This is a genomic window from Billgrantia bachuensis (assembly GCF_011742165.1).
In the GTDB taxonomy this organism is placed as follows: domain Bacteria; phylum Pseudomonadota; class Gammaproteobacteria; order Pseudomonadales; family Halomonadaceae; genus Halomonas; species Halomonas bachuensis.
Genome location: NZ_JAAQTO010000035.1, coordinates 14,957 through 38,575 on the forward strand (window position 1 = coordinate 14,957; position 23,619 = coordinate 38,575).

General features: G+C 64.7%; 23 protein-coding genes. 12 read left to right on the top strand and 11 right to left on the bottom strand.

Annotation, left to right across the window (positions count from 1 at the left end; all coding sequences use genetic code 11):
• Positions 1 to 57: 57 nt before the first annotated feature.
• From HBJ55_RS13430 to HBJ55_RS13440, 3 genes are all read left to right on the top strand, one after another.
• The gene (locus tag HBJ55_RS13430) at positions 58 to 1,731 is read left to right on the top strand and encodes a NapC/NirT family cytochrome c (RefSeq protein WP_167115678.1); all 1,674 of its coding nucleotides are present in this window, start codon (positions 58 to 60) and stop codon (positions 1,729 to 1,731) included.
• Positions 1,732 to 1,756: 25 nt separating this feature from the next.
• Positions 1,757 to 2,104, top strand: coding sequence for a cupredoxin domain-containing protein (locus HBJ55_RS13435; RefSeq protein WP_167115680.1), 348 nt, complete (start codon positions 1,757 to 1,759; stop codon positions 2,102 to 2,104).
• 85 nt (positions 2,105 to 2,189) lie between these two features.
• On the top strand, positions 2,190 to 2,726 hold the full coding sequence (locus HBJ55_RS13440) for a hypothetical protein (RefSeq protein WP_167115683.1): 537 nt from the start codon (positions 2,190 to 2,192) through the stop codon (positions 2,724 to 2,726).
• 59 nt (positions 2,727 to 2,785) lie between these two features.
• Here HBJ55_RS13440 and HBJ55_RS13445 read toward each other — a convergent pair whose 3' ends face one another.
• From HBJ55_RS13445 to HBJ55_RS13490, 10 genes are all read right to left on the bottom strand, one after another.
• On the bottom strand, positions 2,786 to 3,166 hold the full coding sequence (locus HBJ55_RS13445) for a DUF6164 family protein (RefSeq protein ID WP_167115685.1): 381 nt from the start codon (positions 3,164 to 3,166) through the stop codon (positions 2,786 to 2,788).
• Complete coding sequence (locus tag HBJ55_RS13450) at positions 3,166 to 3,708, bottom strand: hypothetical protein (RefSeq protein ID WP_167115688.1); 543 nt, start codon at positions 3,706 to 3,708, stop codon at positions 3,166 to 3,168. The genes HBJ55_RS13445 and HBJ55_RS13450 overlap by 1 nt, the downstream gene beginning before the upstream one ends.
• 70 nt (positions 3,709 to 3,778) lie before the next feature.
• Positions 3,779 to 4,351, bottom strand: coding sequence for a nitrous oxide reductase accessory protein NosL (locus HBJ55_RS13455; protein ID WP_167115691.1), 573 nt, complete (start codon positions 4,349 to 4,351; stop codon positions 3,779 to 3,781).
• 28 nt (positions 4,352 to 4,379) lie between these two features.
• Positions 4,380 to 5,204, bottom strand: a complete 825-nt coding sequence (locus HBJ55_RS13460; protein ID WP_167115694.1) for an ABC transporter permease — start codon at positions 5,202 to 5,204, stop codon at positions 4,380 to 4,382.
• Entirely contained in the window at positions 5,201 to 6,136 is a 936-nt protein-coding gene (locus HBJ55_RS13465; protein WP_167115696.1) for an ABC transporter ATP-binding protein, read from the bottom strand. The genes HBJ55_RS13460 and HBJ55_RS13465 overlap by 4 nt, the downstream gene beginning before the upstream one ends.
• Complete coding sequence (locus HBJ55_RS13470) at positions 6,133 to 7,443, bottom strand: nitrous oxide reductase family maturation protein NosD (protein ID WP_240936108.1); 1,311 nt, start codon at positions 7,441 to 7,443, stop codon at positions 6,133 to 6,135. Before HBJ55_RS13470 ends, HBJ55_RS13465 begins: the two co-directional genes overlap by 4 nt.
• A gap of 82 nt (positions 7,444 to 7,525) precedes the next feature.
• Positions 7,526 to 9,400, bottom strand: coding sequence for a TAT-dependent nitrous-oxide reductase (nosZ, locus tag HBJ55_RS13475; protein ID WP_167115700.1), 1,875 nt, complete (start codon positions 9,398 to 9,400; stop codon positions 7,526 to 7,528).
• Positions 9,401 to 9,403: 3 nt separating this feature from the next.
• Positions 9,404 to 11,551 carry a transcriptional regulator NosR gene (gene nosR / locus HBJ55_RS13480; protein WP_240936109.1) on the bottom strand — a complete coding sequence of 716 codons (2,148 nt, stop codon included), beginning with the start codon at positions 11,549 to 11,551 and terminating at the stop codon, positions 9,404 to 9,406.
• 321 nt (positions 11,552 to 11,872) lie between these two features.
• Entirely contained in the window at positions 11,873 to 12,184 is a 312-nt protein-coding gene (locus HBJ55_RS13485) for a c-type cytochrome (RefSeq protein WP_167115703.1), read from the bottom strand.
• A 104-nt stretch (positions 12,185 to 12,288) separates the two neighbouring features.
• Complete coding sequence (locus HBJ55_RS13490) at positions 12,289 to 12,735, bottom strand: Rrf2 family transcriptional regulator (protein WP_167115707.1); 447 nt, start codon at positions 12,733 to 12,735, stop codon at positions 12,289 to 12,291.
• A gap of 435 nt (positions 12,736 to 13,170) precedes the next feature.
• Between HBJ55_RS13490 and hemN the strand changes: the two genes are divergently transcribed.
• The 8 genes from hemN to HBJ55_RS13525 all read left to right on the top strand — a co-directional run bounded on the left by hemN (position 13,171) and on the right by HBJ55_RS13525 (position 21,202).
• Positions 13,171 to 14,556 carry an oxygen-independent coproporphyrinogen III oxidase gene (gene hemN / locus HBJ55_RS13495; RefSeq protein WP_167115710.1) on the top strand — a complete coding sequence of 462 codons (1,386 nt, stop codon included), beginning with the start codon at positions 13,171 to 13,173 and terminating at the stop codon, positions 14,554 to 14,556.
• Between the two features lie 74 nt (positions 14,557 to 14,630).
• Positions 14,631 to 14,753, top strand: a complete 123-nt coding sequence (locus HBJ55_RS22570; protein ID WP_277345664.1) for a hypothetical protein — start codon at positions 14,631 to 14,633, stop codon at positions 14,751 to 14,753.
• Positions 14,754 to 14,841: 88 nt separating this feature from the next.
• Positions 14,842 to 15,618, top strand: a complete 777-nt coding sequence (locus HBJ55_RS13500; protein ID WP_167115712.1) for an ABC transporter ATP-binding protein — start codon at positions 14,842 to 14,844, stop codon at positions 15,616 to 15,618.
• Positions 15,615 to 16,595 (top strand): ABC transporter substrate-binding protein, encoded by a 981-nt coding sequence (locus tag HBJ55_RS13505; RefSeq protein ID WP_167115715.1) that lies wholly within the window; start codon positions 15,615 to 15,617, stop codon positions 16,593 to 16,595. The genes HBJ55_RS13500 and HBJ55_RS13505 overlap by 4 nt, the downstream gene beginning before the upstream one ends.
• A 2-nt stretch (positions 16,596 to 16,597) precedes the next feature.
• Complete coding sequence (locus HBJ55_RS13510) at positions 16,598 to 17,365, top strand: ABC transporter permease (protein ID WP_167115718.1); 768 nt, start codon at positions 16,598 to 16,600, stop codon at positions 17,363 to 17,365.
• A 394-nt stretch (positions 17,366 to 17,759) separates the two neighbouring features.
• Positions 17,760 to 18,242: a ubiquinone anaerobic biosynthesis accessory factor UbiT gene (gene ubiT, locus HBJ55_RS13515; RefSeq protein WP_167115721.1), complete on the top strand. Its 483-nt coding sequence runs from the start codon at positions 17,760 to 17,762 to the stop codon at positions 18,240 to 18,242.
• A 38-nt stretch (positions 18,243 to 18,280) separates the two neighbouring features.
• Positions 18,281 to 20,392, top strand: coding sequence for an adenosylcobalamin-dependent ribonucleoside-diphosphate reductase (locus tag HBJ55_RS13520; protein ID WP_167115724.1), 2,112 nt, complete (start codon positions 18,281 to 18,283; stop codon positions 20,390 to 20,392).
• Positions 20,393 to 20,443: 51 nt separating this feature from the next.
• Positions 20,444 to 21,202, top strand: a complete 759-nt coding sequence (locus HBJ55_RS13525) for a ribonucleoside-diphosphate reductase (protein WP_167115727.1) — start codon at positions 20,444 to 20,446, stop codon at positions 21,200 to 21,202.
• Positions 21,203 to 21,420: 218 nt separating this feature from the next.
• Here the strand turns inward: HBJ55_RS13525 and HBJ55_RS13530 are convergent, their stop codons facing one another.
• On the bottom strand, positions 21,421 to 22,176 hold the full coding sequence (locus HBJ55_RS13530) for a DeoR/GlpR family DNA-binding transcription regulator (RefSeq protein WP_167115730.1): 756 nt from the start codon (positions 22,174 to 22,176) through the stop codon (positions 21,421 to 21,423).
• A gap of 389 nt (positions 22,177 to 22,565) precedes the next feature.
• On the opposite strand from HBJ55_RS13530, the gene HBJ55_RS13535 reads away from it, so the two are divergent.
• Positions 22,566 to 23,474, top strand: a complete 909-nt coding sequence (locus HBJ55_RS13535) for a glycosyltransferase family 2 protein (protein WP_167115733.1) — start codon at positions 22,566 to 22,568, stop codon at positions 23,472 to 23,474.
• Positions 23,475 to 23,619 lie beyond the last annotated feature (145 nt).

Consider the following 23,619-nt stretch of genomic DNA (forward strand, 5'->3'; position numbering starts at 1 on the left):
TCAAGCCGCGGTCGTGGAGGGTAAGCACCCGCGTCATGACACTTTGGGAGAAAGACCATGGGGGAGCGACCACGCAACTGGCGCAGAATCACCATTTTGGGGGCATCGCTGGGTGCCGCCGTGTTCTTCTTCGTCGCCGGGATCATCTTCTGGGGTGGCTTCAATACCGTGATGGAGGCGACCAACAGCTACACGTTCTGCAGCACCTCCTGCCATGAGATGAGCTGGGTCCACGAGGAGTACCAGGATCGCCCGCACTATCAGAACGCCACCGGCGTGGGGGCGGCCTGTTCGGATTGCCACGTGCCGGACGCCTGGGGGCCCAAGATGATTCGCAAGATCCAGGCCAGCCGCGAGGTGTGGCACTGGATGTTGGGTACGGTGGATACCGAAGAGGAGTTCGAGGCCAAGCGTATCCACCTGGCCGAGAACGTCTGGCGCTCAATGCTGCGCACCGATTCGCGCGAGTGTCGCAACTGCCATGACTGGTCGGCGATGGACCTGGAGCAGCAGGCCGCCCGCGCCTCGCGCGAGCACGCCCGCGCCTTCGAGCAGGGCATGACCTGTATCGAGTGCCACCAGGGCATCGCCCACCAGCTGCCCGAGGCATGGGATGAATCACCGGTATGGGCGGGCCGCTTCGACGTCGTCGAAGTCGCGGAAGGGGCCGAGGCCGCCGAGGTACCGTTGGAAAGCGAGGATCTCGGTGAGGCCGCCACGGTCGACGAGAACCTGGCCGCATCGCTCGACTGGGAGTCGGTGCCTGCCACCGATCTGACGCTGTTCCTGCCCGGCCAGGCCTCCATTGAATGGATCCAGGACGGCAGCGAGCACGGCGGCGGCCGGGCGGTCAAGTTCGGCGACCGCTGCATATGGTGCCATCAGGGTGAGGAGGCGGATATCGGCGCGCTGGCCGTCGCCGGCGAGAAGATCGAAACCTTCGACCTCGGCGACAAGCGTGGCCACGTGCCGATGAGCGTGAAGGCCGCATTCGACGACGAGTACCTCTACATGCAGTTTCAGTGGCAGGAGGGCGAACATGCCCCGCTGCCCTTCGTCGACGGCGGCATGATGGACCCGAACAACCCCTTCAAGCTGACCGTGGGCCTCTCCGACGGGCGCGTCGAGCTGGCCGAGCAGGGGGGCTGCTGGGCGAGCTGTCACCACGATTCGGCCTACATGCCTGATGCCCCGGAGGCTGCGACGCTGGTGGCGAGCGATCTTGCCGAACGTCTCGACTTGACCAGTGGCAACGGTGTCACCAAGTACCTCGCCGAGAGCCGCACCGATATCGAGATAAAAGGGCGTCGTGGCGCGGCGCGCGGCGGCTGGGACAAGCTCAAGGAGGAAGCCGAGATTCAGGAGCTCCTCGATGGCGGCGTCTACCTCGATCTGGCGCGCTACAACAGCGGCGACGGCTCGGTCGAGTCGGGCTATGTCCTCGACGAGCGGCACTTCAGCGATAGCCAGGCCATCGTGTTCAGCGCCGAAGAGCAGGACGGGGTGTGGACCGCCTACCTGACCCGGGCACTCAAGACCGGCACGGAAGGCGACAAGCCGCTCGACCTGTCGAGTCTCTACAGTCTCAACGTGGCGCTGCACGACGACCATGCCGGTTCGCGCTTCCACCACGTCTCCTTCCAGTACGGCCTGGCCTTCGGCGCCGAGACTCCGGAAGAGACCTTCGGCGACGACATGGTGGAGATCAATGCCACGCGCGTCACTCGTTGACGCGCCGGCCGGGGAGGAGACGCTCATGCGACAGAGTATCGGACTGACATTCGGCGCGACCGCCCTGGCCACCCTGCTGCTGAGCGGGGTGGTGCAGGCCGGCGACGATGTGACCGAAGTGGAGATGCGCGACTACGAATATCACCCCGCCGAACTCGAGGTGACGGCCGGTGCCACGGTGCGCTGGGTCAATGCCGAGAAGCGCACCAGCCACGACGTCTACTTTGCCGATGAGGATCAGGGCTCGGAGCGGCTGTTCCCCGGGGAGAGCTGGGAGCGCACCTTCGACGAGCCCGGCACCTACTCCTACCACTGCCGCCCGCACGAGAATCGCGACATGGAGGGGGTGATCACGGTGGTGCCGGCCGAATGATCGGGAACATGTCGACATTCGCTGCGAACGCCGGCTCGGCCGCGTCGCAGCCGTTCATGCTAGAGGAGCGTCAATGAGACGATACATGCAAGCGTCAGCCTGGCTCGGCGGTAGCCTGGCTGCTCTGGCCTTTACCACGGCCTTGGCGGCGGAGGGGCCCGCCGGCTATCGCAGCGCCGAGTTTGGAATGACCTACGAAGAGGTCATGACCGAGCTTGACCGCGACGCCGCCGTGGTCAACCTTGCCGGCTTCGAGACCGAGGAGGGCGACCGCCTCATCGATGGCGAATTGCAGGACGAGGGCGCACCGCAGACCGACTTGCGCTACGTGTTCCCGGCCGGCGACGACGCTTTGGCACTGGTGGTGACTTTCCATCCCGACGTGGCAGAGCGCGAGCGGGTCATCGAGCGGCTCGTGGCGAACCACAGTGAACCCTGGGAGGAGGAGATGGCCGCCTGGTGGTTCGAGCAGCTCCAGGGGGAGATGCCGGAAACGCCTCAGAGCCTGATGGTGTGGGGGGGAGACGGCGACGAGGCGGACCACCGCGGACGCTTCGTGCGGCTGTGGACCTTCGAGGATTACCTGTCGGTGGAGTACCTGGATACGCAGCGGTTTCGTTGAGAGCCGCAGAACCTGTCATGGCCGCCTGCTGGCGGCCGTTTCGCTTTTCCGTCAAGCGTTCAGTCGCTACCGATGCGCTCGATCAGTCCGAGGAAGGGCGCCAATGTGAGGGCCAGAATGGCCAGTACCGCCAGCGCCACCAGCAGCATCTGCACGGGGTGCTGCCACAGGCGCCGCCACAGGGTCGGTGCATCTCCCTCTGCGACACGGTCGGCATGCTCCTGCTGCACACGCGCTTGCCGCTCGGCCTGATAGCGCTCCAGCACCTCGCGTGCCGCCTCCAATTGCGTGGGATCACGCAGCCAGATGGCATCGACGCCCAGGCGCCAGAAGCCGGCCTGGGTCTCGTAGGTATCGAAACCCTGCTCGTCGAGCAGGCGGCGCACCTCCCAGGCTTCCTCCTCGGTGACGTTGGCCAGCCGAAACAGCAGCGTCGCCATCAGCCGGCCGCCTCGCACTGCCGTTCGGCGCGGGCAATGGCCGCATCGGCTCCCTTCAGATCGAAGCTCATGAACCAGTAGTCCTCGTCGCCACGGTCCAGGCGCAGGCGCAGCGTCTCACCGCCACGCATCTCGTCGAGCAGCAGGTCCTGGGTATCAAGGTAGAAGTTGACGTAGAAGCCGCGGTCACCGCGCTGGGTGATGAACTCCGCCATGCCGCTGTAGATGGTCTCGTGGTCCACACGCAGGTCGCCGGGCACCAGGTTGGCCACGCGGCTCTCGGGCTGGTGCTCCTCGAGCTCGACGCGAACCTCGATCCACGGCAGGTCGCACACGCCGGCGGTGTAGTTCACGCTCAGGATCGAGTCGCTATAGCTAGTCTGCTCAAGGGCGCGAAAGTGGCGCTCCTCGCCCAGCGTCAGCACCACGGAGTGCCAGTTCTCGTGCTGCTCGGCATCGCTGACGTTGTAGTTGGTGGCCGCGGCCGGTCCGGCCAGGGCCAGGCCGACCAATACGGGGGCGAACGGGACGATCGAGCGCATTCGGGGGTCTCTTGAAGGAATTGCGCCCGAGCCTAGCATGCTGCACAGCGGCTGTCCCGCTGGCTGGGGCTTAGTGCGTGCCGCTACTCCCGTGGGCATCGTCGTGGCCCTTCATGCCGCCCATGGCATCGCCGCCGCCCAGCTCGCCGCGGCTCAGGCGGGCCAGCAGGTCGAGGTCGATGTCCTCATAGGCGAGAAGTTCGCCGCCGTGGGTCTCGGCGAAGGCCGCGGCATGGTGTCGCTCCTTGAACGAGGCCAGGGTATGGCCCATGGAGCCGCGCTGGTCGTGCCCCACCACGTACCAGGCCTCGCTGGCCAGAATGAAGGCGTCGTTAGAAGGTGTGGCCCAAGGTGCAACGGCGACGTCGTGCACGTAGGCGTGGGAGAGGCGGGTCTCGTTTTCGGGCTGACGCAGGAAGGCGAACAGCTCCGCGGTGGAACAGAACTTCAGCGCCGAGCCTTGCTTGTCAAGGAAGGCCTCGCCCTTGGGGCCGGGGTGCTCATTGATCAGCATGCCGCATACGTGGCAGCTGTCGCCGGACTCGATGGGCTCGGCGGCGGCCAGGGCGACGGGCTCCGACTCACCGCAGCCGGCAAGCAGTAGCGACAGCAGGAGCAGGGGAAGCAGCAGGAAGCGGGACATCAGGTTTACTCCGATAGGAAAAGCGGGCTCAGGCCGAGCGATGACGGAAGCGCAGCAGCGCCAGACCTAGGGGCACCAGCACCCAGGCCATCAACAGCGGCAGCAGGACGGTGGGGCGGAAGGCGCCACCCACGGCAATGGAGGTCAGGCCGGTATAACTGCGCGCTGCCTCGAAGCCGGCCAGGTTGATCAGGCGGAACAGCTCGGTGGGGTTGAGCAGCAGCAGCCAGGGCAGCCAGTCGCCGCCTTGCTTGACGCTGACCAACAGCGCCAGCAACCCCAGGTCGAACACCAGCACGAACAGGAACCACACCACCAGCGCCAGGCCGGCGGCGCGCGCCTTCTCGCTCACCCACACGCTGATCAGGTAGGCGAAGGCGATGAACACCCAGCCCAGCAGCACGCTACTGGCGATCAGCAGGCCCATGCCGGCAGCGAGCTCACCCAGCGCCACACCTTCCGCACCCACCGCGATTACCACGCCGGCAATGCCGAAGCCGAGCGCCGTGGCGCTGCCAAGAATCAGGCCGTGACCGAGGAACTTGCCCAGCAACAGCGAACTGCGGCTGACCGGGTAGGTGAGCAGCAGCAGCAGGGTACCTGCCTCCTGCTCGCCGACCACGGCGTCGTAGGCCAGCAGCAGGGCGATCAGCGGGATCAGGAACACCGCCAGGGTGGCGAGGCTGACCAGCGTCGTGGCCAGCGAGGTGAAGCCCAGTCCGCCGCTGGCGGCGGCGCCGAACCAGGCGATGCCCACGGCGAGCAGGGCCAGCACCAGGGTGATGGCCAGCACCCAGCGGTTGCGCATGCCGTCGCGGAACTCCTTGCCGGCCAGGGTCAGGATGGCGTTCATCGGGCGTCTCCTCGCTCACGGGGCGCGAGCCCGGCGGAGAAATGGATATACAGGTGTTCCAGCGTGGGCGGCAGCAGTTCGACGTCCTCGACGCCGGGCTGGGCGGTGAGGTGTCGCAGCACGGCGAGCTTGGCATCGGCCGGCACCGAGAGCGATACCTCGTGACCGTTGAGCGGCCGGGCCTGGATGCGCGAGTCGTTCCAGGGCTGCTGCCAGTCGGCGCCTGCCAGCCGGCCGCGGGCGCGAATGGTCGTCGGCAGCGCTGCCTCGGCACGCAGGGTCTCGAGGCTGCCCAGCGCCAGGCGACGGCCGCCGCCAAGAATCAGCGCGCGGTCGATGTAGGGCTCCACGCCCGGCAGCACATGGGAAGAGAGCAGCACCGTGCAGCCACGCTCGCGCAGGCTACGCACGTTGTCGTAGAAATCACGGGTGGCGGCGGGGTCGAGCCCGGTGGTGGGTTCGTCGAGCAGCAGCAGGCGCGGTTCGCCGAGCAGCGCCTGGGCCAGGCCCAGACGCTGGCGCATGCCCTTGGAGTAGGTCTTCACGCGGCGCTTGGCCGCCGCGCCCAGGCCGACCTGCTCGAGCAACTGGCCCACCTGGCGCCGGTCGACGCGCTTGAGCCGGGCGAAGAACTCCAGTACCTCGCGGCCGCTGAGCTGTTCGTAGAAGCTGACATTCTCGGGCAGGTACCCCAGTCGGCGCCGCAGCGTCTCGGCATGAGCCCCATCGGGGGCGCCGCCGAGTACGGAAATCGAGCCTTCACTGGGCGAGAGCAGCCCCAGGATCAGCTTCATGGTAGTGGTCTTGCCAGCGCCGTTGTGGCCGAGCAGGGCGAGGACTTCGCCTTCGCTGACCGTGAGGTCGAGGGCATCGAGGCGTACCACGTCGCCGTCGCGTCGGGTCACGCCATGGAATTCGATCACCGCGGTCATGAGTCGGTGTCTCCGAAGTCGGGTTCTGTCATCAGGGGAGCGCTGTCCTTCACGCCCTGGGGGCGGAAGACGGGGAACTGGCGCTGCACCCAGCGCAGGGTCAGCACCGCGGGGCTGTGCATCAGCAGCCGCGCGACGGGGTAGCGCCACAGCAGACGGTCCATGGCATCGCTGGGTTCGTAGGGCGTATCGCCCAAGCCGTCGCCGGCCATATCCCAGCCCAGGTAGTCGCTCCAGTAGTTGCCGCGCCCCTCCTCCGACCACTCCTGGGTGCGCGTGGCCACGTACATCACCTGCTGGCGGTTGTCGACGAAGGCGTTGCCGACCACGCGGTTGTCCTCGGAGCCGGCGGTGAGATGGATGCCGATGTCGCTATCGGCCAGGCGGTTGCCCTCGAAGCGGTTGAACTGAGCGTTGTAGACGAACAGCGCCTTGCCTTCGGCGCCGCTGACCAGCCCCTGGCCGCTGGCGTCCAGCGGCTGGCGCACGCCGCTGATGCGATTGCCGCGCAGCGTGGAGTAGGTGATGTTGTTCATCAGGATGCCGTAGTTGAGGTCGCCCTCGGAGCGGTTGCCGATCACCGTCAGGTGGCGCGACTGCATCAGCGCATAGCCGGTGCGGGTGTTGCGGGTGAGGTTCTGTTCCAGGCGGTTGTCGTGGGCGTACATGTAGTGCACGCCGTAGCGCAGGTCCTGCATCACGTTGCGGCGCAGCAGGCTCTGGCTGCTGGTGTCGATATAGATGCCGTCGCGCACGTCGCGGATCTCGTTGCCTTCCACCCGAACGTCACGCACGTTGTACAGGTGAATGCCGTTACCGCGGTCCTGCGAGCGCAGCGAGGTGTCACCGCGGATGACGTTGTCCAGCACCTCGACTTCATTCGCCGAATCGAGCCGGATACCGAAGCCGGGGCCTTCGAGGCGCGAGTTGCTAATGACGCTGCCGGCGGCGGTGCTCTCCACCAGGATGCCGCTGTCCATGGCGGTAAGGTCGCGGCCCCAGTTCTCGACGGTGAGGCCGTCGATCACGCTGCCGGGGGCTTCGAGGATCACGCCATGGCCGCTGCCGCCGGCGTCGATCACTGCACCGGGCTCGGCCACTACGCGCAGCGAACGATCGATCGTGAGCGGACCGGGATAGCGGCCCGCGGGTAGCAACAGGCGATCGCCGTCGCTGGCGCGTTCGACCAGCGGCTGCGGCGATTCGCCCGGGCTGGCCCGCCAGTCGGCGGCCAGCAGCACGCCCGGCATTACCAGCCAGGCGGCAAGAATCGGGATCAGGACGCCGAGAGTCGGTCGTCGGGTCATACGTTTCTCCAGAACTAAAGGGTGGGCCGGGACCAGGTTCTCTCAGCCTGGTCCCGACTCCCTCCAGGCACTCAGAAGGCTATCAGGCCTTCTCGACCAGCATGCGGCCGGTCATTTCCATGTGCATGGCGTGACAGAACCAGTTGCAGTAGTACCAGTGCACCCCGGGCTTGTCGGCGACGAAGGTGACGCTGGCGGTCTGCTGCGGGCCGATCTCCATCTGCGCGCCGTGGTTGACCATGCAGAAGCCGTGAGTCAGGTCTTCCACCTGGTCGAGGTTGGTGATCACCACGGTGACTTCGTCACCCTGCTTGACCTTGAACTCGGTCAGGCCGAACGTCGGTGCTACGGAGGTCATGTAGACGCGTACCTTGTTGCCGTCGCGCACGACCTTGTTCTCACGCTCGACGTTGACGCCGTCGGCCTCGGCCATGGCGATGGTGTCGGCGAAGAAGGGGTCGTCGCGCCGCCATACGCGCACCGGGTTGATCTGGTCGGCGCGCACCAGGATGCAGTCGTGCGGCTCGGCGTAGGTCGGGCCGTCGTGCACCAGCTTCATCTCGTCGCCGCTGATGTCGATCAACTGGTCGTTCTCGGGGCGCAGCGGGCCCACCGGCAGGAAGCGGTCCTTGGAGAACTTGCACAGCACCACCAGCCACTTGCCGTCGGCATCGCGCGACTCGGTGAGGCTGGCGTGGTTGTGGCCGGGCTGGTAGTGCACGTCCAGCTTCTGGCGGATGTAGTTCACCTCCTCACCGTTGTAGTGGCGAATGGCATCCTCGATGTGCCACTTGGCCACCTGGCTGTCGATGAACAGGGTGGTGTAGGCGTAGCCGCGACCGTCGAAGGTGGTGTGAAGCGGCCCCAGGCCCAGCTCGGGCTCGCCGACCACGGTGTCGCGCGGCTCGATGGCGTCATTGAACAGCTCGGGCAGCCTGTCGATCGCAATGATGGTCACGGTCGGCGACAGCTTGCCGTTGGCCATGAAGTACTTGCCGTCCGGCGAGGTGTTCAAGCCGTGCGGGTTCTTGGGCACCGGGATGTAGCGGGTCAGCGCCGAGCCCTTGCGACCGTCGAGCACCGGCACCGGCGAATCGCCCAGGGTCTCGTACTGGCCGGCGGCGACGGCGGCCTCGATCGCCTCGACGTCGAACACCACCACCCAGTCGCGCTCGGCGCTCATGGTCTCGGAGAGGGTCATGCCCTTCTCGGAGTTGTAGCAGGTCGCGGCGACGAAACGGCCGGTATAGTCGGCGTCGGTGTTGTCGAGGTTGCCATCGACGATCACCTGCCAGGCCACGTCCATGCTCTCCGCGTCCACCGCGTTGAACATGGTCCAGTAGTTCTCCGGATTCTCCATGTCGCGGCCGTCGTTGACCTGCGGAATCGGCATCTCGGCGTTGCAGAACACGTACTTGGTGTGCGGCACCTTCTGCAGGCGCAGGCCGTGGATCGCCTGGACGTTGGGGATGGTGGTGATCTTGTCCGTCTTCATGATGTCGAGACGGATGCGCGCCACGCGGGTGTTGGCCTTGTCGTTGATGAACAGGTACTTGCCGTCGTAGTGGCCGTCGGTCATCGAGACGTGGGGGTGGTGGCTGTCGCCGTTGAGGAAGCGCGCGGAGTCGCCGAGGATGCGCTTGGACTCGTTACTGATGCCCCAGCCGGTAGCGCTGTCGGCGTTGAACACCGGGATGCGCATCAGCTCACGCATTGAGGGCACGCCCAGCACGCGCACTTCGCCTGAATGGCCGCCGCTCCAGAAGCCGTAGTATTCGTCGAGTTCGCCCGGCGCCACGCTGCCTGCTGCAGCGCCGGCGGCCTGGGTCTGGCGGCTAGCCATCAGCGCGCTGGCGCCGAAACCGCTGGCCAGGCCGGCCCCGGCGACGCCGGTCACCGCGCTGTTGCGCAGGAAGTGCCGGCGACCGAGGTTCTCGATCTGCTTCTTGTCACTCATGGTTCAGTCCTCTTGGTGGGTCGGAATACGCTGCAGCCGGTCGACGGCCTTGGCGGGTTCATGGATCTCGACGCGGCCCTTGTCGCCCGCCATGCGTGCCGCCTTCTCGTAGCGCTTGCGGCGCTTGATCATCGGTGGGCAGCGACGGTCGTCGTGATAGGTGATCTGGCAGTCGAGGCAGTAGTGGCACTCGTTGGCATTGATATGGCCGTCCGGGTGGATGGCGGCCACCTCGCATTCGTTGGCGCATATCTGGCAGGGCGTGCCGCAGCTGCCGCGATGACGCTTGAGCCAGTCGAACAGGCGCAGGCGGGCGGGAATGGCGAGACCTGCGCCCAGCGGGCAGACGTAGCGGCAGTAGGCCTTGTGGGTGAAGGCCGAGATCGCCACCAGGCCCAGGGCATAGAGCAGGAAGCCCCATTCGCGCTGGAAGCGCAGGGTGATGGCGGTCTTGAACGGTTCCACCTCGGCGTAGCGCTCGGCCTGCCCCAGCGAGTGCAGCGACACGGCGAACAGCGCCAGCAGGATGATGTACTTGATCGCCCATAGGCGCTCGTGCAGGCCGAAGGGAACCTCATATTGCTTGACGCCCAGCTTGCGTGCGGCCTTGTTGACCAGGTCCTGCAGCGCGCCGAAGGGGCACAGCCAGCCGCAGAACACGCCGCGGCCCCACAGCAGCAGGCTCACCGCCACGAACGACCAAAGGATGAACAGCATCGGGTCGATCAGGAACGACTCCCAGCTGAAGCCGGTGATCAGCGAATTGGTGAAGGTGAGTACGTTGACCACCGAGAGCTGGGCCAGCGAGTACCAACCAATGAACACCAAGGTGTAGACCAGGAAGCCCAGGCGCAGCGGGCGCATGATGTACGGGTAGCGCACCAACACGTCCTGGAACAGCATGATGACGGTGAGCACCGCAAGGCCCAGGCCGAGTACGGCGATCTGGAACGCCTTGTCGCGCCACACCTGGACCCAGATCGGCTCCTCCTTGGGCGGCTCGGGCCGTTCGATATAGGCCTCGGGCACGCTGTAGTCGGCGCTGAAGCGGCTGAATTCGGTATCCAGCGGGCCGGAAGCGCGGCGCACCAGCAGCTCGAGCTGCCACGGCCGGCCCGGATCGAAGGCGGCGCCTTCGCGAATGATGAATACGTCGCGCTCGGCGAAGTCGGGCGCGCCCTCGATCGACAGATTGCCCAGGCGGATGTGGTCGCGGTCGTGGAAGCTGACGGTGGTGTTGCCCTGGCTGAGCTCCAGGCGGTCGAAGATGCCGCCGCGCACGTAGCCCGAGCCCTTGAACGAATAGTCGCCGCGGCCCATCACCGCGATGGCGTGCTCGCCCTCGTCGAGCCGGGCCATCAGCTGCTCGTAGACGTTGTTGCCGAGCAGGTTGCGGCCGGCGGTGGGCGGGTTGAGGTAGGTGTAGAACAGCTCGATGAAGGTGCGGTCCGCCGGCTGAGGCGTATGCAGGTAATGCTCGGCGGGCGTGCCGACGAAAGTCTCGTCCACTTTGCCATGGTTCAGGTGGAAACGCCGGATGGTGCCGTCGCCGGTGAGCGTTCCCCAGTCGGCGGGGGCGTAGATGTCCTCGAGTACTCGGGCCGGAGGGGTGGTGGAGGGGTCGGCGATCAGCCCCTGCTCGGCGGCCACCTGGCGCGCCGCGCGCAGTATGGTGTCGCTGACCACGATGACGGTGACGGTGGCGCCGGAGATGGCGTCGAGGTTGTCGCCGACCTTGAGCCGGTCGTTGACGTGGGCGCCCACGTGCGCGTCGGCGAAGCCCTCCAGCTTGGCCTCGGGGATGCCCACCAGCATGATAGGCTCCTCGTGGCCGAGGATGTCGGCCAGCACGATGCGCCCTTCCAGGTCGATGCCCACCAGCAGGTTGACCGGCTTGCCCGAGTAGGCGGGGATAGGGGCGATATCAACGCTCTCGAAGACATAGCCCAGCGGTTCTCCCGCATCATCCAGCACCGCCATGGTGGGAAGGGTGCCTTCGGCTTCGCTCAACCGGGCCGCCTCGGGGAAACCGGGGCGAACCTGCTCCAGCTCAATGGCCATGGCCGGCAGGGTGAACAGCAGCATCAGCAGACCGATCAGCCAGGTAAGAGCCAGGGGAGACGGGGCGCTGCGCCGGGTAGCCATGGGCATTCCTTGTTTTCCTTACCTGCATGGCCCCGAAGGGGGCTGTTCGCTTAACAGGTATGTGAAATATGTCTTTTGTTGCTGAGGCCTATATTGCCAGCTGCTCCTGGCGCTGGAATTGACGTGGGTCATGACCCGAGTGATGGAAGCCGAAGCCTCTGTGGGTAACCCTAAAGGGGTAGGAGAGGTGGCGGAGCGAAAAGCACCGGAAGTGCGGGGAGGATGTGCGGGAGAGAGGGCCGACTAAAGACGGGGTGCCATGCCGCGAATGCGACATGGCGCCCCTTTACCAGGCTTGCAAGGCGCCAAGCCTGGGTGCGAATAGGCTTACAGTACCGGTTCGACCATGTAGTCGACCGCGGCCTGGACTTCCTCGTCGCTCAGGCCCATCTGGCCACCCTTGGGCGGCATGGCGCCGATGCCTTCGATGGCGTGGGTGTAGAGTGTGTCGATGCCCTGCTCCACGCGCGGTGCCCAGGCGTCCGCGTCGCCGCGGATCGGGGCGCCGGCGGCACCGGTCATGTGGCAGGCCATGCAGGCCTGGTTGTAGATCGCCTCGCCATCGGCTTCGGCCTGAGCGGAAGCGGCGAAGGCCAGGGTTGCGGCACCGACGAGCAGGGCGGCAGACAACTTGTTCATGGGTTTCTCCTGTTTCTTTTAGTTCACGGTGAAGCCAGCAGGGAGCGAAAGAGATCCGCTTGACGTCTGGTCTCGATAAAGAGCCGAAACGAATATTGGCACAATCAGGCGGGGCTGGTGGCGATCTGCATCAAGCGGGCGAGCTGTGGTTGTCGCCTGCCGAGCATGTCGGCCAGCGTGTATTGATCGAGAACGCCCATGAAAGCATCCATGGCCTCATTGAGAATCGGCTTGAGCCGGCAGGCCGGGGTAATGACGCAGTCGTTGCTGTCGCGGAAGCATTCCACCAGGCCGAGTTCGTGCTCGGTGTCCCTTACCAGGCTGCCGAGGGTGATCTCCTCCGGGCGGCGATTGAGTAGCAGCCCGCCATTCTTGCCGCGGATGGTGGTGATATAGCCGCGGTGGCTGAGGTCCTGCACCACCTTCATCAGATGGTTGCGAGAGACGCCGAAGCTCTCCGCGATTTCATGAATCGTGGAGCGCTCCTCGCCCTTGACGGCGAGGAAGAGCAGTACGCGCAGCGCATAGTCGGTATAGCGGGTCAGGTGCATGGACAGTCCGGGATTGGCTTGATAAGCATCAATTTAAGTATGCTAAAACCTTCTTATCATAGCAGCACTACTCACCTCGTGGCGTCCGCCTCCGAGGGAGGTGGCATCGGGTCGCATCCAGACGAACGCGCCACACAACAGAAGATCGCTGCCGTCGCGGCCAGTACATGGCCAGGCATGCCGCTCAGCCATAGTATCGACCAGCTCAGCGCCAACAGTATCGCCGCCATGCGCTTGGCATAAGTGGTATTTTATATACATATTCATAGTTTTTGCCAAGGCCAGCGTCGATACAACCGCTTCGTGAACCGCGCAAACTTGACCCCGGACAAGAGAAGGGCGAGCTGTCGCGACGATACCGATTGCCGCTGTCATACTCGCTGACATCAGGCATGACGCGCTCCATGCCGACGTTTCAAGAGGCCGTTTTCGATCATGCAAGACGATCTGCTGTTCAATCGCCCGCTGGTAGAGAAGTACGACCGTCCGGGCCCTCGCTATACGTCCTATCCGACGGCGCCCCAATTCCATGCGGCCTTCGCCGAGGACGACTACCGCTCCGCTGCCGAGCGCAGCAATCGTGTCGCCGCGCCCAAGCCGCTGTCGGTCTATGTGCATATCCCGTTCTGCAAGAGCCTGTGCTACTACTGCGCCTGCAACAAGATCATTACTCATAACACCGAACGGGCGGCCGAGTACCTCGGGTGGCTGAAGCAGGAGATCGGTGTGCAGGGCGCGCTGTTCGACGAGGGGCGGCGCATGACCCAACTGCACCTGGGCGGCGGCACGCCCACCTACCTGAGCAATGCCCAGCTCGGCGAGCTGATGGCGGCCCTCGACGAGGCCTTTCATTTTGCCGAGCCCGCCGCGCGCGAGTTCTCGCTCGAGGTCGACCCGCGTACCGTCACGCCCGAGCAAATCCATGAGCTCCACGACCTCGGCTTCAATCGCCTGAGCTTCGGCGTGCAGGACTTCGATCCCGACGTGCAGAAGGCGGTCAACCGCGTACAGAGCGAGGAGCAGGTGATCGAGCTGGTGGAGGCGGCGCGCGAGGCCGGCTTCCAGTCGGTCAGCGTGGACTTGATCTACGGCCTGCCGCTGCAGACGGTGGCGAGCTTTGACACCACCCTGGCGAAGATAATTGCCCTGCGCCCCGACCGCATCGCCGCCTACAGCTATGCCCACCTGCCGGAGCTGTTCAAGGCCCAGCGGCTGATCCGACCCGAGGACATGCCGCCGCCGGAGCGCAAGCTGGAGCTGCTCGAACTCACCATTCGCCGCTTGACCGCTGCCGGCTACGTCTACATCGGCATGGATCACTTCGCCCTGCCTGGCGATGAACTGACCCTGGCCAAGGAGAACGGTACCTTGCAGCGCAACTTCCAGGGTTACTCGACCCACGCCGACTGCGACATGATCGGCCTGGGTATTACCTCCATCGGCAAGGTCGGCGACAGCTACAGCCAGAACGTCAAGGAGACCGCCCAGTACCAGGCGCGCCTGGAGAGCGGGCGGCTGCCGGTGATGCGCGGTTATCGACTCAACGACGACGATCGCCTGCGCCGCGACGTGATCAATGCCCTGATGTGCCACGGCCGCATCGACTTCGCCGCCATCGAAGCGCGCCACGACATCACCTTCCGCGACTATTTCGCCGACGCCCTCGGCGAACTCGAGGAGATGCAGGCGGATGGCCTGCTTTCGCTCCATGACGGTGCCGTCGAAGTGCTGCCCGCCGGGCGCTTGATGATGCGCAACATGGCGATGGCCTTCGACGCCTACCTCAGGCCGAACGAAGGGCGCTTCTCACGAACCGTGTGAAACCTCCTCTTGCATACCAGCCGAAACGGCGTCCCGTGGGGCGCCGTTTTCATGAGCCGACCGAGTTTCAGACAGTGCGCTATGCCATCCTCCTGGCCCTGGCTGCCTGCGACGGCAGCTGGGCGGGTGCCGCCAGGCGGCTCGACGTCGACCCCAGCAACCTGCACAAGCTGGCACGCCGGCTGGGAATAAAGTAGCCTTCGGCTTTTCAAGAACGGAAAAATGGTTATATACTGAACTGTCTAGTATTCCATTTTTGAATATATAGTTGTTCCGGACGCTCATATGCAGCTTCAGTTCGAACGGGTCACCAAGTCCTTCGGCGACCTGAAGGTGATCGACACCTTCGACACAACCATTCGCGACGGCGAAATCGTTGCCCTGGTCGGTCCGTCCGGCTGCGGCAAGTCGACGCTGTTGCACATGGTCGCGGGCCTGCAGAGCGCGACCGGGGGGCAGGTGAAAGCCGACGGTCGTTCGGTCGAGCGTCCGGCGCCCGAGCGCACCCTGGTCTTCCAGGAGCATGCGCTCTATCCATGGATGACGCTCAGGCAAAACGTTGCCCTGGCGCTGGAGTTCCAGGGGCGGCCGGCGGGCGAGGCACACAAACAGGCCGTTCAGTGGCTGGCGCGGGTCAAGCTCGACGGCTTCGAGGACTACTACCCGCATCAGGTCTCAGGCGGCATGCGCCAACGCTGCGCCCTGGCCAGGGCCTTCATCGCCCGGCCCAAGGTGCTGCTGCTCGACGAGCCCTTCGGCGCCCTCGATGCATTGACCCGCTTGACGCTGCAGAGCGTGCTCAAGGATCTGATCGAGGAGGAGCGGCCCACCGTGGTGCTGGTCACCCACGACGTGGACGAGGCGCTCTACCTCGCCGACCGCGTGCTGGTCTTCAGCCACCGCCCGGCGCGAGTGCTCGAGGAGTTTACCCTCGGGCACATTCCCAAAACCCATGACCTTTCGGCCTTCGCCGGGATTCGCCGGGAGGTGCTCTCGCTGCTCGGCATCGATACGCAGGCCCAGGAAACCGAACGTCAAACCGAAAAAGGAGACGTGCAATGACACGTTGGCTCATCGCTCCCCTGCTGTCTCTGCTGCTGGCCGCCCCGCTGTTCGCCAACGAACCGCTCCGGGTCGGCTATGTGCGCGTGATGGACGACGCCCAGGTGATGCTCGCCCAGGAGGCTGGGCTCTACGAGAAGTACGGCCTCGACGCCGAGCTGATCGAGTTCAGCTCGGGTACCGACCTGATCAAGGGCATCGTCGGCGGCCAGCTCGACCTCGGCGTGCTTGGCTTCTCCAATGCCTTTACCTGGGCCGGTCGCGGTGCCGACCTGCGCATCGTCGGCGGCGCCCAGCGTGGCTACCATGCGCTGCTGGCCCGCGAGGACGCCGGCATCGACGAGGTGGCCGACCTGGCCGGCAAGAGTCTGGCATCGCAGAAGCAGGGCAGCACCGCGGACATCGTGCTCAAAGGCGTGACCCTGGCCGATGCCGGACTTTCGCCGGACGACCTCAACATCATGGGCGTGGCGCCTTCGGTGGCAGTCCAGTCGCTGGCCGGTGGCCGCGTGGATGCCGCCTTCCTGTTCGAGCCCTACGCGCGCATCGCCCAGCTGCAGGCGCCGGTCAAGGAGATCTACGAGATCGGCGAGGTATGGCCGTTCCCGTGCATGGTGGTGATCACCTCCGCCGAGACGCTGGAGAACCGTCGCGACGTGCTGTGGGCGGCGATGGATGCCCAGCGCGAGGCGATCGACATGCTCGAGAACTCGCCGGAGGAGGCCGCGCCCTACATCACCCCCTATTTCGTCAACGACGCGGTAATCGAAGCGCGCGACGGCAGCACGGTGCCCAGCGAAGAGGTAATCGCGCAGGCCATCGCCACCAACGACTTCAGCGCCGAACTCACCGAGGACGACATCGCGCGCATGAAGGAGCTGGCCGAGATCATGCAGGCACAGGGCATCCTCGAGGGTGAGACCTTCGACGTGGATGCGCTGCTGGATCTCACCTGGCAGGAAGAGCGCGAACTTTGAGCATGGGCAATACCGCGACCGGCGTGGCCAGCAAGCGAGCCTACGTACTGGCCATCGTCCTGATCCTGTTCTTCTGGCAGGTGGCCGCCTGGTTCCTGCCGAGCTTCCTGATGCCCGACGTACCCGTGGCGTTGATGCGCCTGTGGCGCGAGCTGGGCAGCGCCGAGTTCTATCACGGGCTCGGTAACAGCATGGGACGGCTGGGGGCGGGCTACGGCGCGGCCCTGTTGGCCGGCATCGTGCTGGGGCTGGTCGGCGGTACGTTGAATGCGGTGCGCAGCACCCTCAAGGCGGCCATCATCATCCTGCAGTCGATACCCTCGATCGCCTGGGTGCCGCTGTTCCTTATCCTGATGGGCTTCGGCAATCTGCCGATCATCGTAGTGGTGGCCGTGGGCGCCTTCTTCCCCACCGCGCTGAGCGTCATGAACGCCACCGAGAGCGTCGAGCGGGTACATATCGATGCCGCGCGGGTGATGGGGGCATCGCGCATGCAGATGCTCAAGCGCGTCTACTTCCCGGCGGTGACGCCGGAGCTGATCACCGGCGCCCAGCTCGCCTTCGGCAACGCCTGGCGTGCGCTGATCTCGGCCGAGATGATCGTCGGCTTCAGCGCAGGGCTCGGCAAGTCGCTGGCCTACTCGGGCGAGATCGCCGACATGACCGGCGTGATGACCAACATCCTGGTCATCGCCGTGCTCGCGGCGGTCATCGATCAGGTCATCCTCGAGCGCATCAAATACCGTTTGCTGCGCTACCAGTACCTCTGACGAAAAACTGGTAAAGAGCCAACAGCGATATGTGCCGGAGCGCCGCACTGCGGCGCTCCGGCTTTTTGCCGTCCCGGCACCTCTCGAAACTCTCCCGGCAGGTCTCCTTCATCGGCGTTTTGCTGTCATCCCTCCATATCTGCGTGCCAGCTTACGGCGCAGCCGCTTGAGGATCAGGCAGTTACCGGAAGATAGTCGCTACCGTTAAAAAAAGCCCAGATGTGGTGCTTGATCCACCAGGCTTGGCTATATATGGTAGCCAAGGCCCCGGTCGGGGGCAGTGGCACGAGCTTGACGCATATCAGTGCAGATGGGCGGCGTCGGGCTTAGGATGAACGGTTTCGCGGCCTGTGGTCGCGCCGAATCCACTGGTTCGCCCCTTCGGAGAGTCGCTATGTTTCCGCTGCCCCTGTTGCGTTTGCCACGTCCGCCCGCTCCGATTCGCCTGATCCGTGCCATCGACCCGCGCGTGCCGCTCACGCTGAAGCGCCAATTGATCGAGCCGCTGCTCAATCGCACCTTCGCCGAGCCCCTGGCCGAGGGCGAGTTCGATGCGCTCGAGGGGCGGCGGATCTCGCTGCACGTGGAGGATATTGGCATGGTCCTGACGCTGACCCTCGAGGAGGAGCGCTTCAGGCTCAGCCCGGAGGCCGGCGAGGCCACCATTCGCGGCGGCTGGCGCGAATTCCTGTGCCTGGCGACCCGGCGCGAGGATCCCGACGCGCTGTTCTTCCAGCGCCGGCTGGTGATCGAGGGCGACACCGAGCTCGGGCTGATGGTCAAGAACCTGCTGGATGGCCGCGAGGAAGGGTTGGCCCAGGGCCGGCTCGGAGAGTGGCTGGTGCGCTTCGAACGCCTGGCACGCCAGAAACGTTGAACGATTTGAACTTTTGACCCTTACTGGAGATCCCCTGCATGAGTACTTCCACCAAGGCCGTCAAGACATCCAACGAGGTGCCTATGCAAGTGCCCTCACGCGATATCTGGGACTCCAAGTATCGCCTCAAGGATCGTCATGGACGCCCCGTCGACAAGGACGTGGCAGCGACCTGGGACCGCGTCGCGCGCGCCCTGGCCGCGGTGGAAGGCGAGCGCGCCGAGGAGTGGCTGCCCAAGTTCCGCTGGGCACTGGAGCATGGTGCCATTCCCGCCGGGCGCATCATGTCCAACGCCGGCGCCGAGGACTACAAGCCGGCAGTAAGCCTGATCAACTGCACCGTCTCGCGCACCATCCGCGACTCCATGCACGACATCCTTTCCTCGGTGGTGGATGCCGGCATGACGCTCAAGGCGGGCTGCGGCATCGGCTACGAGTTCTCGACCCTGCGCCACAAGGGGGCCTTCGTGTTCGGCGCCGGTGCCGGTACCAACGGCCCGCTGGCGTTCATGGATATCTACGACAAGATGTGCTTCACGGTGGCCTCGGCGGGCGGTCGGCGCGGTGCGCAGATGGGCACCTTCGATGTCGGTCACCCTGACGTACGCAGCTTCATCGAGGCCAAGCGCGAAGCCGGCCGACTGCGCCAGTTCAACCTTTCGCTGCTGATTACCGACGAGTTCATGGAGGCGGTGAAGAACGATACCGATTGGCCGCTGGCCTTTCCGCTGCACGGCGGCGAGAAGGAGGACGTCAAGCCCGAGGATCTGATCTACCGCGACTGGCCGGTGGTCGAAGAGGGCTACAGCGTCGACGCCGAGGGGCGCGTGGCCTGCCGTATCGTCGAGGTGATCAAGGCGCGCGAGCTGTGGGACACCATCATGCGTTCCACCTACGACTTCGCCGAGCCGGGCTTCATCCTGATCGATCAGGTCAATCGCATGAACAATAACTGGTTCTGCGAGGAGATCCGCGCCACCAACCCCTGCGGCGAGCAGCCCCTGCCGCCGGAAGGCGCCTGCCTGCTCGGCTCGGTCAACCTGACTCGCTTCGTCATCGACCCCTTCGGCAAGAAGCCGCGCTTCGACTGGGAGCGCTACCGCCAGGTGGTGGCGATCTTCACCCGCATGCTCGACAACGTGGTCGAGATCAGCGGCCTGCCGCTGGAGGGCCAGCGCCGCGAGATCGAGGCCAAGCGCCGCCACGGTATGGGCTTCCTCGGCCTTGGCTCGACCCTGACCATGCTCAAGATTCCCTACGGTTCGCCCGAGTCGCTCGCCTTCACCGAGGAGGTGAGCCGAAACCTGGCCATCGAGGGCTGGAAGCAGGCGCTCGAGCTCTCCCGCGAGAAGGGCATGGCGCCGATACTGGCCGAGGACTTCGAGATCACGCCGAAGATGATGCGCGAGCGCCCGGAATTGGCGAAGGACGGCTACGAGATCGGCGACAAGGTGCCCGGGCGCATCCTGCACGCGCGCTACAGCCGCTACATGCAGAAGGTCGCCGAGGTGGAACCGGAGCTGGTCGCGGCACTGGCCGAGCACGGCGCGCGCTTCACCCACCACAGCTCCATTGCGCCGACCGGCACTATCTCGCTGTCGCTGGGTAACAACGCCTCCAACGGCATCGAGCCGTCGTTCTCGCACCGCTATTTCCGCAACGTGATCCAGTCGGGAAAGAAGACCAAGGAGCAGGTGGAAGTGGTCTCCTTCGAGCTGGCGGCCTACCGCCACTTCATCGCCAGCGACGCGGTGGAGAGCGACCTGCCCGACTACTTCATCACTGCCGATGCCGTGACTCCGACGCAGCACGTGGCGGTGCAGGCGGCGGCCCAGGCGTGGGTCGACTCGGCCATCTCCAAGACGGTCAACGTGCCCACCGAGTTTCCCTTCGAGCAGTTCAAGGACCTTTACCTTGACGCCTACGAGAGCAAGCTCAAGGGCTGTACCACCTTCCGCTTCAATCCGGAGGCGTTCCAGGGCGTGCTGGTGCGCGAGGACGACCTCAAGAACACCACTTACGTGTTCGAGCTGGAGAACGGCGAGACACTGGAGCTTGCCGGCGACGAAAAGGTGGTCTACGACGGCGAGGAGCACAACGCGGCCAATCTCTATGACGCACTGAAAGAGGGTACCTATGGAAAGTGGTAACCGCTCGATCCGTTTCCGCGTCGTGAAGACAAGTATTGAAGGAGCCTACTGATGGCCGTCGAAATCAAGTCCAAGATCGTTTCCTACAGCGTCAAGAAGGCGGTGGAAGCGCAGCCGCTGGCCGACGAGAACCCGCTTACGGTGCGCATTCCCTCACGCCCCGAGGGCACCCTCGAGGCCGTGTCAGAGAAGATCTCCTACGTCGGCGCCGAGGGCCGCAAGAAGGTCTATCTGCTAGTTTCCTTCATGCCGGTGGAGGGCGTGCTCGACGGCAAGCGCGTGGTAATCGAGCGTCCGGTGGAGTTCTTCTTCCCCTCCGGCCAGCTCTCCAGCGAGCACCAGTGGATCACCGCCACCATGCGCAGCCTGTCGCTGGCCGCTCGCGGCGGCTACGTCACCCAGGCGGTGGCCGACCTGCGCAAGGTGGCCTGGGACAAGGGCCTGGTACGCTGCGGCATGAACCGCTGGGGTAAGCCGATGTTCCACGACTCCGAAGTTGCCGCCATCGCCTGGTCGATCCAGCAGATCCTCTACCGCCGCGGCTTCCTCGACCAGGACGGCAACCAGGTGCCGGTGGAGGATCTGGTCAGCCGCTACGCCCATCGCCTGGCGCACGGTCATCCCTGGCAGCCGCCCACCCCCGAAGAGGAGGCCCAGGCCGAGCAGCAGGCCCAGCTTCAAGCGTCGGATGCGAGCAAGGGCGACGGTCCCACGGTGGTGGGCCACTGCCCTGAGTGCCGCGGCGAGCTGATCATGATGGATGGCTGCCCGACCTGTTATGCGGGTTGCGGCTGGTCCAAGTGCGGCTAAGAAAGCACTGTACAGCTGGCTGCGCGAGCGAATCGCTGCGTTGCGCGGTGCTCGGAATCCTCACCTATACCCCATAGGCTCCGGTTCCTGCGCTCCGTGCGCCTTGCGCTTCATCTCGCTCGCCAAGCTGACCAGCACTTTCTGAAAACTGACCGCTCGGACATGCTATGCACACCCCACCGAAGCCGGACTTGGTCCGGCTTTGTCGTGTCTGGGCGTCAGGCGGCGATGATTCTCGGACCTCCGTTCTCCGGCGACGGCGCCATGTCGCCGTCGGTGATCACCACGTCGAAGTCGCCGAGCCTGGCGAAGTAGGCGGGGCGGATCTGTCCGATCTTGCTCTCGTCGACCACCAGCAGGCGCTGCGCGGCGCAGGCAATGGCGGCCTGCTTGGGCGCCACCTCGTGGAAGTGGAAGCAGCTCACACCGCGTTCGGCGTGAACGCCAGCCGCCGAGATGAAGGCGCGATTGATGCCCAGGCGTTTGATCGCCGTGCTCATGTCGTCGCTGCCGAAGGATTGCGAAGTGGCATGGTAGTGACCGCCCAACAGCACCAAGCGTACATCCGGTCTCAGGCTGATCGCATTGGCCACGTTGAGCGCATAGGTCACCACGGTGAGCCGCTCGCGGGCCGCAAGCGTCCCCACCAGCGGTAGCAGGGTGGTGCCGCAGTCGATGAACAGGGTATCGCCGTTCTCGATGAACCCGGCGGCCCGTTCGCACAGCCGGCGCTTGGTCAGGGCATGACTGTCTTTCTGCCGGTCGAGGTCGTAGGCCGGGGCATAATGCGGGTTGCTCGCCAGGATCAGGCGTCCGCCGAGCAGGGTCATGGCCCCGTCGCTAGCGGCCACGTCGCGGCGAATGGTCATCTCCGAGACACCGCACAGACGGGCGGCTTCGCGAAGATGAAGGGTACCGCCGACGGCAAGCGCCTGCTGCAGACGGGTCAGTCGCATGGCGCTGCGGTCGTTCATTCGCTGCTCTCCACCTTGTCATTGATTCGAAGAACCTGGCTTCGAAGGCGCTCTAAGATCGCTTCGGCCGGCCTATGCTGAGCCAAGCAACGCGGTTTTTCCACTCTATCTCAAGCGGGTGATAGGCCTTCGGGGGATATCGATTCCCGATGTAGGGGGCCGAGCCACACAGAGTGCCTTTCGCGCACCGCTTGTTTTTTGGGTGATACGGGCAATGACTTAAGCCGCTCATCCTCGCGTAAAGCCTGGTCACCAGCGGTTTCAGTACTTTTTGCTAGTCGATTTTCAGCTCTGTCTTGGCGGCAAAATCAGGCTGCACGCCAATATCTCCAATGTAACCTGAATGTCCTTGCCGCTTTAACAAATATTGGAGCAGGGAATGATCTCGCATGCCTTTGATATCGGTAGTGATAGTCGTTTATAACGAAGCGCAAAACCTGAAAACGTCTCTCCCGTCCCTGTTCCGTCAGGTGTTCAAGGATTTTGAAGTGATTGCGGTCGACGAAGGGTCCACCGATGGCTCCTTGGAACTCCTGCGCCATCACGAACGCGCGGGGCGGCTGCAGCTGTTGCACTCACTGTATGCTGACGGCCCTCTGGCGGCGTGCAATGACGGAGCGAACCATGCGCTGGGGGACTGGCTGATGTTCTTCGACGCTCGGGACTTGCTGCTCTTCGATCATCTGTCACGCGTGGCAGAGGCGATAGCTCGGCATCCCGATATCGACCTTTTCGCCAACGCTTATCAGTGCATGAGCGACCAGCGTGGGCTGGTCAAGGTGGCATCGCTTCCGCATGGCGTCCTGAGTCGACTGAGCGCGCTATCGGCCTATGCCCGTGAAGATTTCCTCCACCCTCATGCCGCGTGCCTGCGTCGCCAGCGCTTTCTGGCACTGGGTGGGTTTCCCGAGCGGTATCCCTGCGGAGGAGAAGATTATTTTTGGCTACAGGCGCTTTGCGAAGTCGAGGCGATTCATTACGACGATACCGTAACCAGCCTGTGGCAGGAGGCCGAGGATAGCCCGGGCAGTGACGCTGCCCTGCCGCCACATCCGGTCCGGGATCTTCTCGACCGGTATCGGCAGCGATTGCCCCGGCGCGAGAGGCATCAGCTTCTCGCAGCGGTGAATCGAAAGCTGCTCGACTGGGGGATAAAAAACAAGCGGCGCGGCTACCCCGCTCGTCCAACGCTTGTGGCACTGCGCCTATCAGGTATGACAGCGGAACATTGGCCGTTACTGTTGCGCCTGATCCTGCCGCCAGCCTGGTCCCGCCGGTTTCTGGACGACTCGAAGTAAACCTCCGACTGGAGAGGCCCGGTCGTTTAGGCGGACCTTCTGTTCGATCGCCGAAGCCGCCTCGCATTTGGACTGACCCCAATTGCGTGACAGCTTCGTTGCGCCTAGTGCCTGAATGTTGGAATTGTCACAGGTGATGTTATAG

Excerpts from the sequence above, each read along its gene's own strand:
- HBJ55_RS13430 (WP_167115678.1), top strand. The coding sequence starts at position 58 with ATGGGGGAGCGACCACGCAACTGGCGCAGAATCACCATTTTGGGGGCA.
- HBJ55_RS13435 (WP_167115680.1), top strand. The coding sequence starts at position 1,757 with ATGCGACAGAGTATCGGACTGACATTCGGCGCGACCGCCCTGGCCACC.
- HBJ55_RS13440 (WP_167115683.1), top strand. The coding sequence starts at position 2,190 with ATGCAAGCGTCAGCCTGGCTCGGCGGTAGCCTGGCTGCTCTGGCCTTT.
- HBJ55_RS13445 (WP_167115685.1), bottom strand. The coding sequence starts at position 3,166 with ATGGCGACGCTGCTGTTTCGGCTGGCCAACGTCACCGAGGAGGAAGCC.
- HBJ55_RS13450 (WP_167115688.1), bottom strand. The coding sequence starts at position 3,708 with ATGCGCTCGATCGTCCCGTTCGCCCCCGTATTGGTCGGCCTGGCCCTG.
- HBJ55_RS13455 (WP_167115691.1), bottom strand. The coding sequence starts at position 4,351 with ATGTCCCGCTTCCTGCTGCTTCCCCTGCTCCTGCTGTCGCTACTGCTT.
- HBJ55_RS13460 (WP_167115694.1), bottom strand. The coding sequence starts at position 5,204 with ATGAACGCCATCCTGACCCTGGCCGGCAAGGAGTTCCGCGACGGCATG.
- HBJ55_RS13465 (WP_167115696.1), bottom strand. The coding sequence starts at position 6,136 with ATGACCGCGGTGATCGAATTCCATGGCGTGACCCGACGCGACGGCGAC.
- HBJ55_RS13470 (WP_240936108.1), bottom strand. The coding sequence starts at position 7,443 with ATGACCCGACGACCGACTCTCGGCGTCCTGATCCCGATTCTTGCCGCC.
- nosZ (WP_167115700.1), bottom strand. The coding sequence starts at position 9,400 with ATGAGTGACAAGAAGCAGATCGAGAACCTCGGTCGCCGGCACTTCCTG.
- nosR (WP_240936109.1), bottom strand. The coding sequence starts at position 11,551 with ATGCCCATGGCTACCCGGCGCAGCGCCCCGTCTCCCCTGGCTCTTACC.
- HBJ55_RS13485 (WP_167115703.1), bottom strand. The coding sequence starts at position 12,184 with ATGAACAAGTTGTCTGCCGCCCTGCTCGTCGGTGCCGCAACCCTGGCC.
- HBJ55_RS13490 (WP_167115707.1), bottom strand. The coding sequence starts at position 12,735 with ATGCACCTGACCCGCTATACCGACTATGCGCTGCGCGTACTGCTCTTC.
- hemN (WP_167115710.1), top strand. The coding sequence starts at position 13,171 with ATGCAAGACGATCTGCTGTTCAATCGCCCGCTGGTAGAGAAGTACGAC.
- HBJ55_RS13500 (WP_167115712.1), top strand. The coding sequence starts at position 14,842 with ATGCAGCTTCAGTTCGAACGGGTCACCAAGTCCTTCGGCGACCTGAAG.
- HBJ55_RS13505 (WP_167115715.1), top strand. The coding sequence starts at position 15,615 with ATGACACGTTGGCTCATCGCTCCCCTGCTGTCTCTGCTGCTGGCCGCC.
- HBJ55_RS13510 (WP_167115718.1), top strand. The coding sequence starts at position 16,598 with ATGGGCAATACCGCGACCGGCGTGGCCAGCAAGCGAGCCTACGTACTG.
- ubiT (WP_167115721.1), top strand. The coding sequence starts at position 17,760 with ATGTTTCCGCTGCCCCTGTTGCGTTTGCCACGTCCGCCCGCTCCGATT.
- HBJ55_RS13520 (WP_167115724.1), top strand. The coding sequence starts at position 18,281 with ATGAGTACTTCCACCAAGGCCGTCAAGACATCCAACGAGGTGCCTATG.
- HBJ55_RS13525 (WP_167115727.1), top strand. The coding sequence starts at position 20,444 with ATGGCCGTCGAAATCAAGTCCAAGATCGTTTCCTACAGCGTCAAGAAG.
- HBJ55_RS13530 (WP_167115730.1), bottom strand. The coding sequence starts at position 22,176 with ATGAACGACCGCAGCGCCATGCGACTGACCCGTCTGCAGCAGGCGCTT.
- HBJ55_RS13535 (WP_167115733.1), top strand. The coding sequence starts at position 22,566 with ATGCCTTTGATATCGGTAGTGATAGTCGTTTATAACGAAGCGCAAAAC.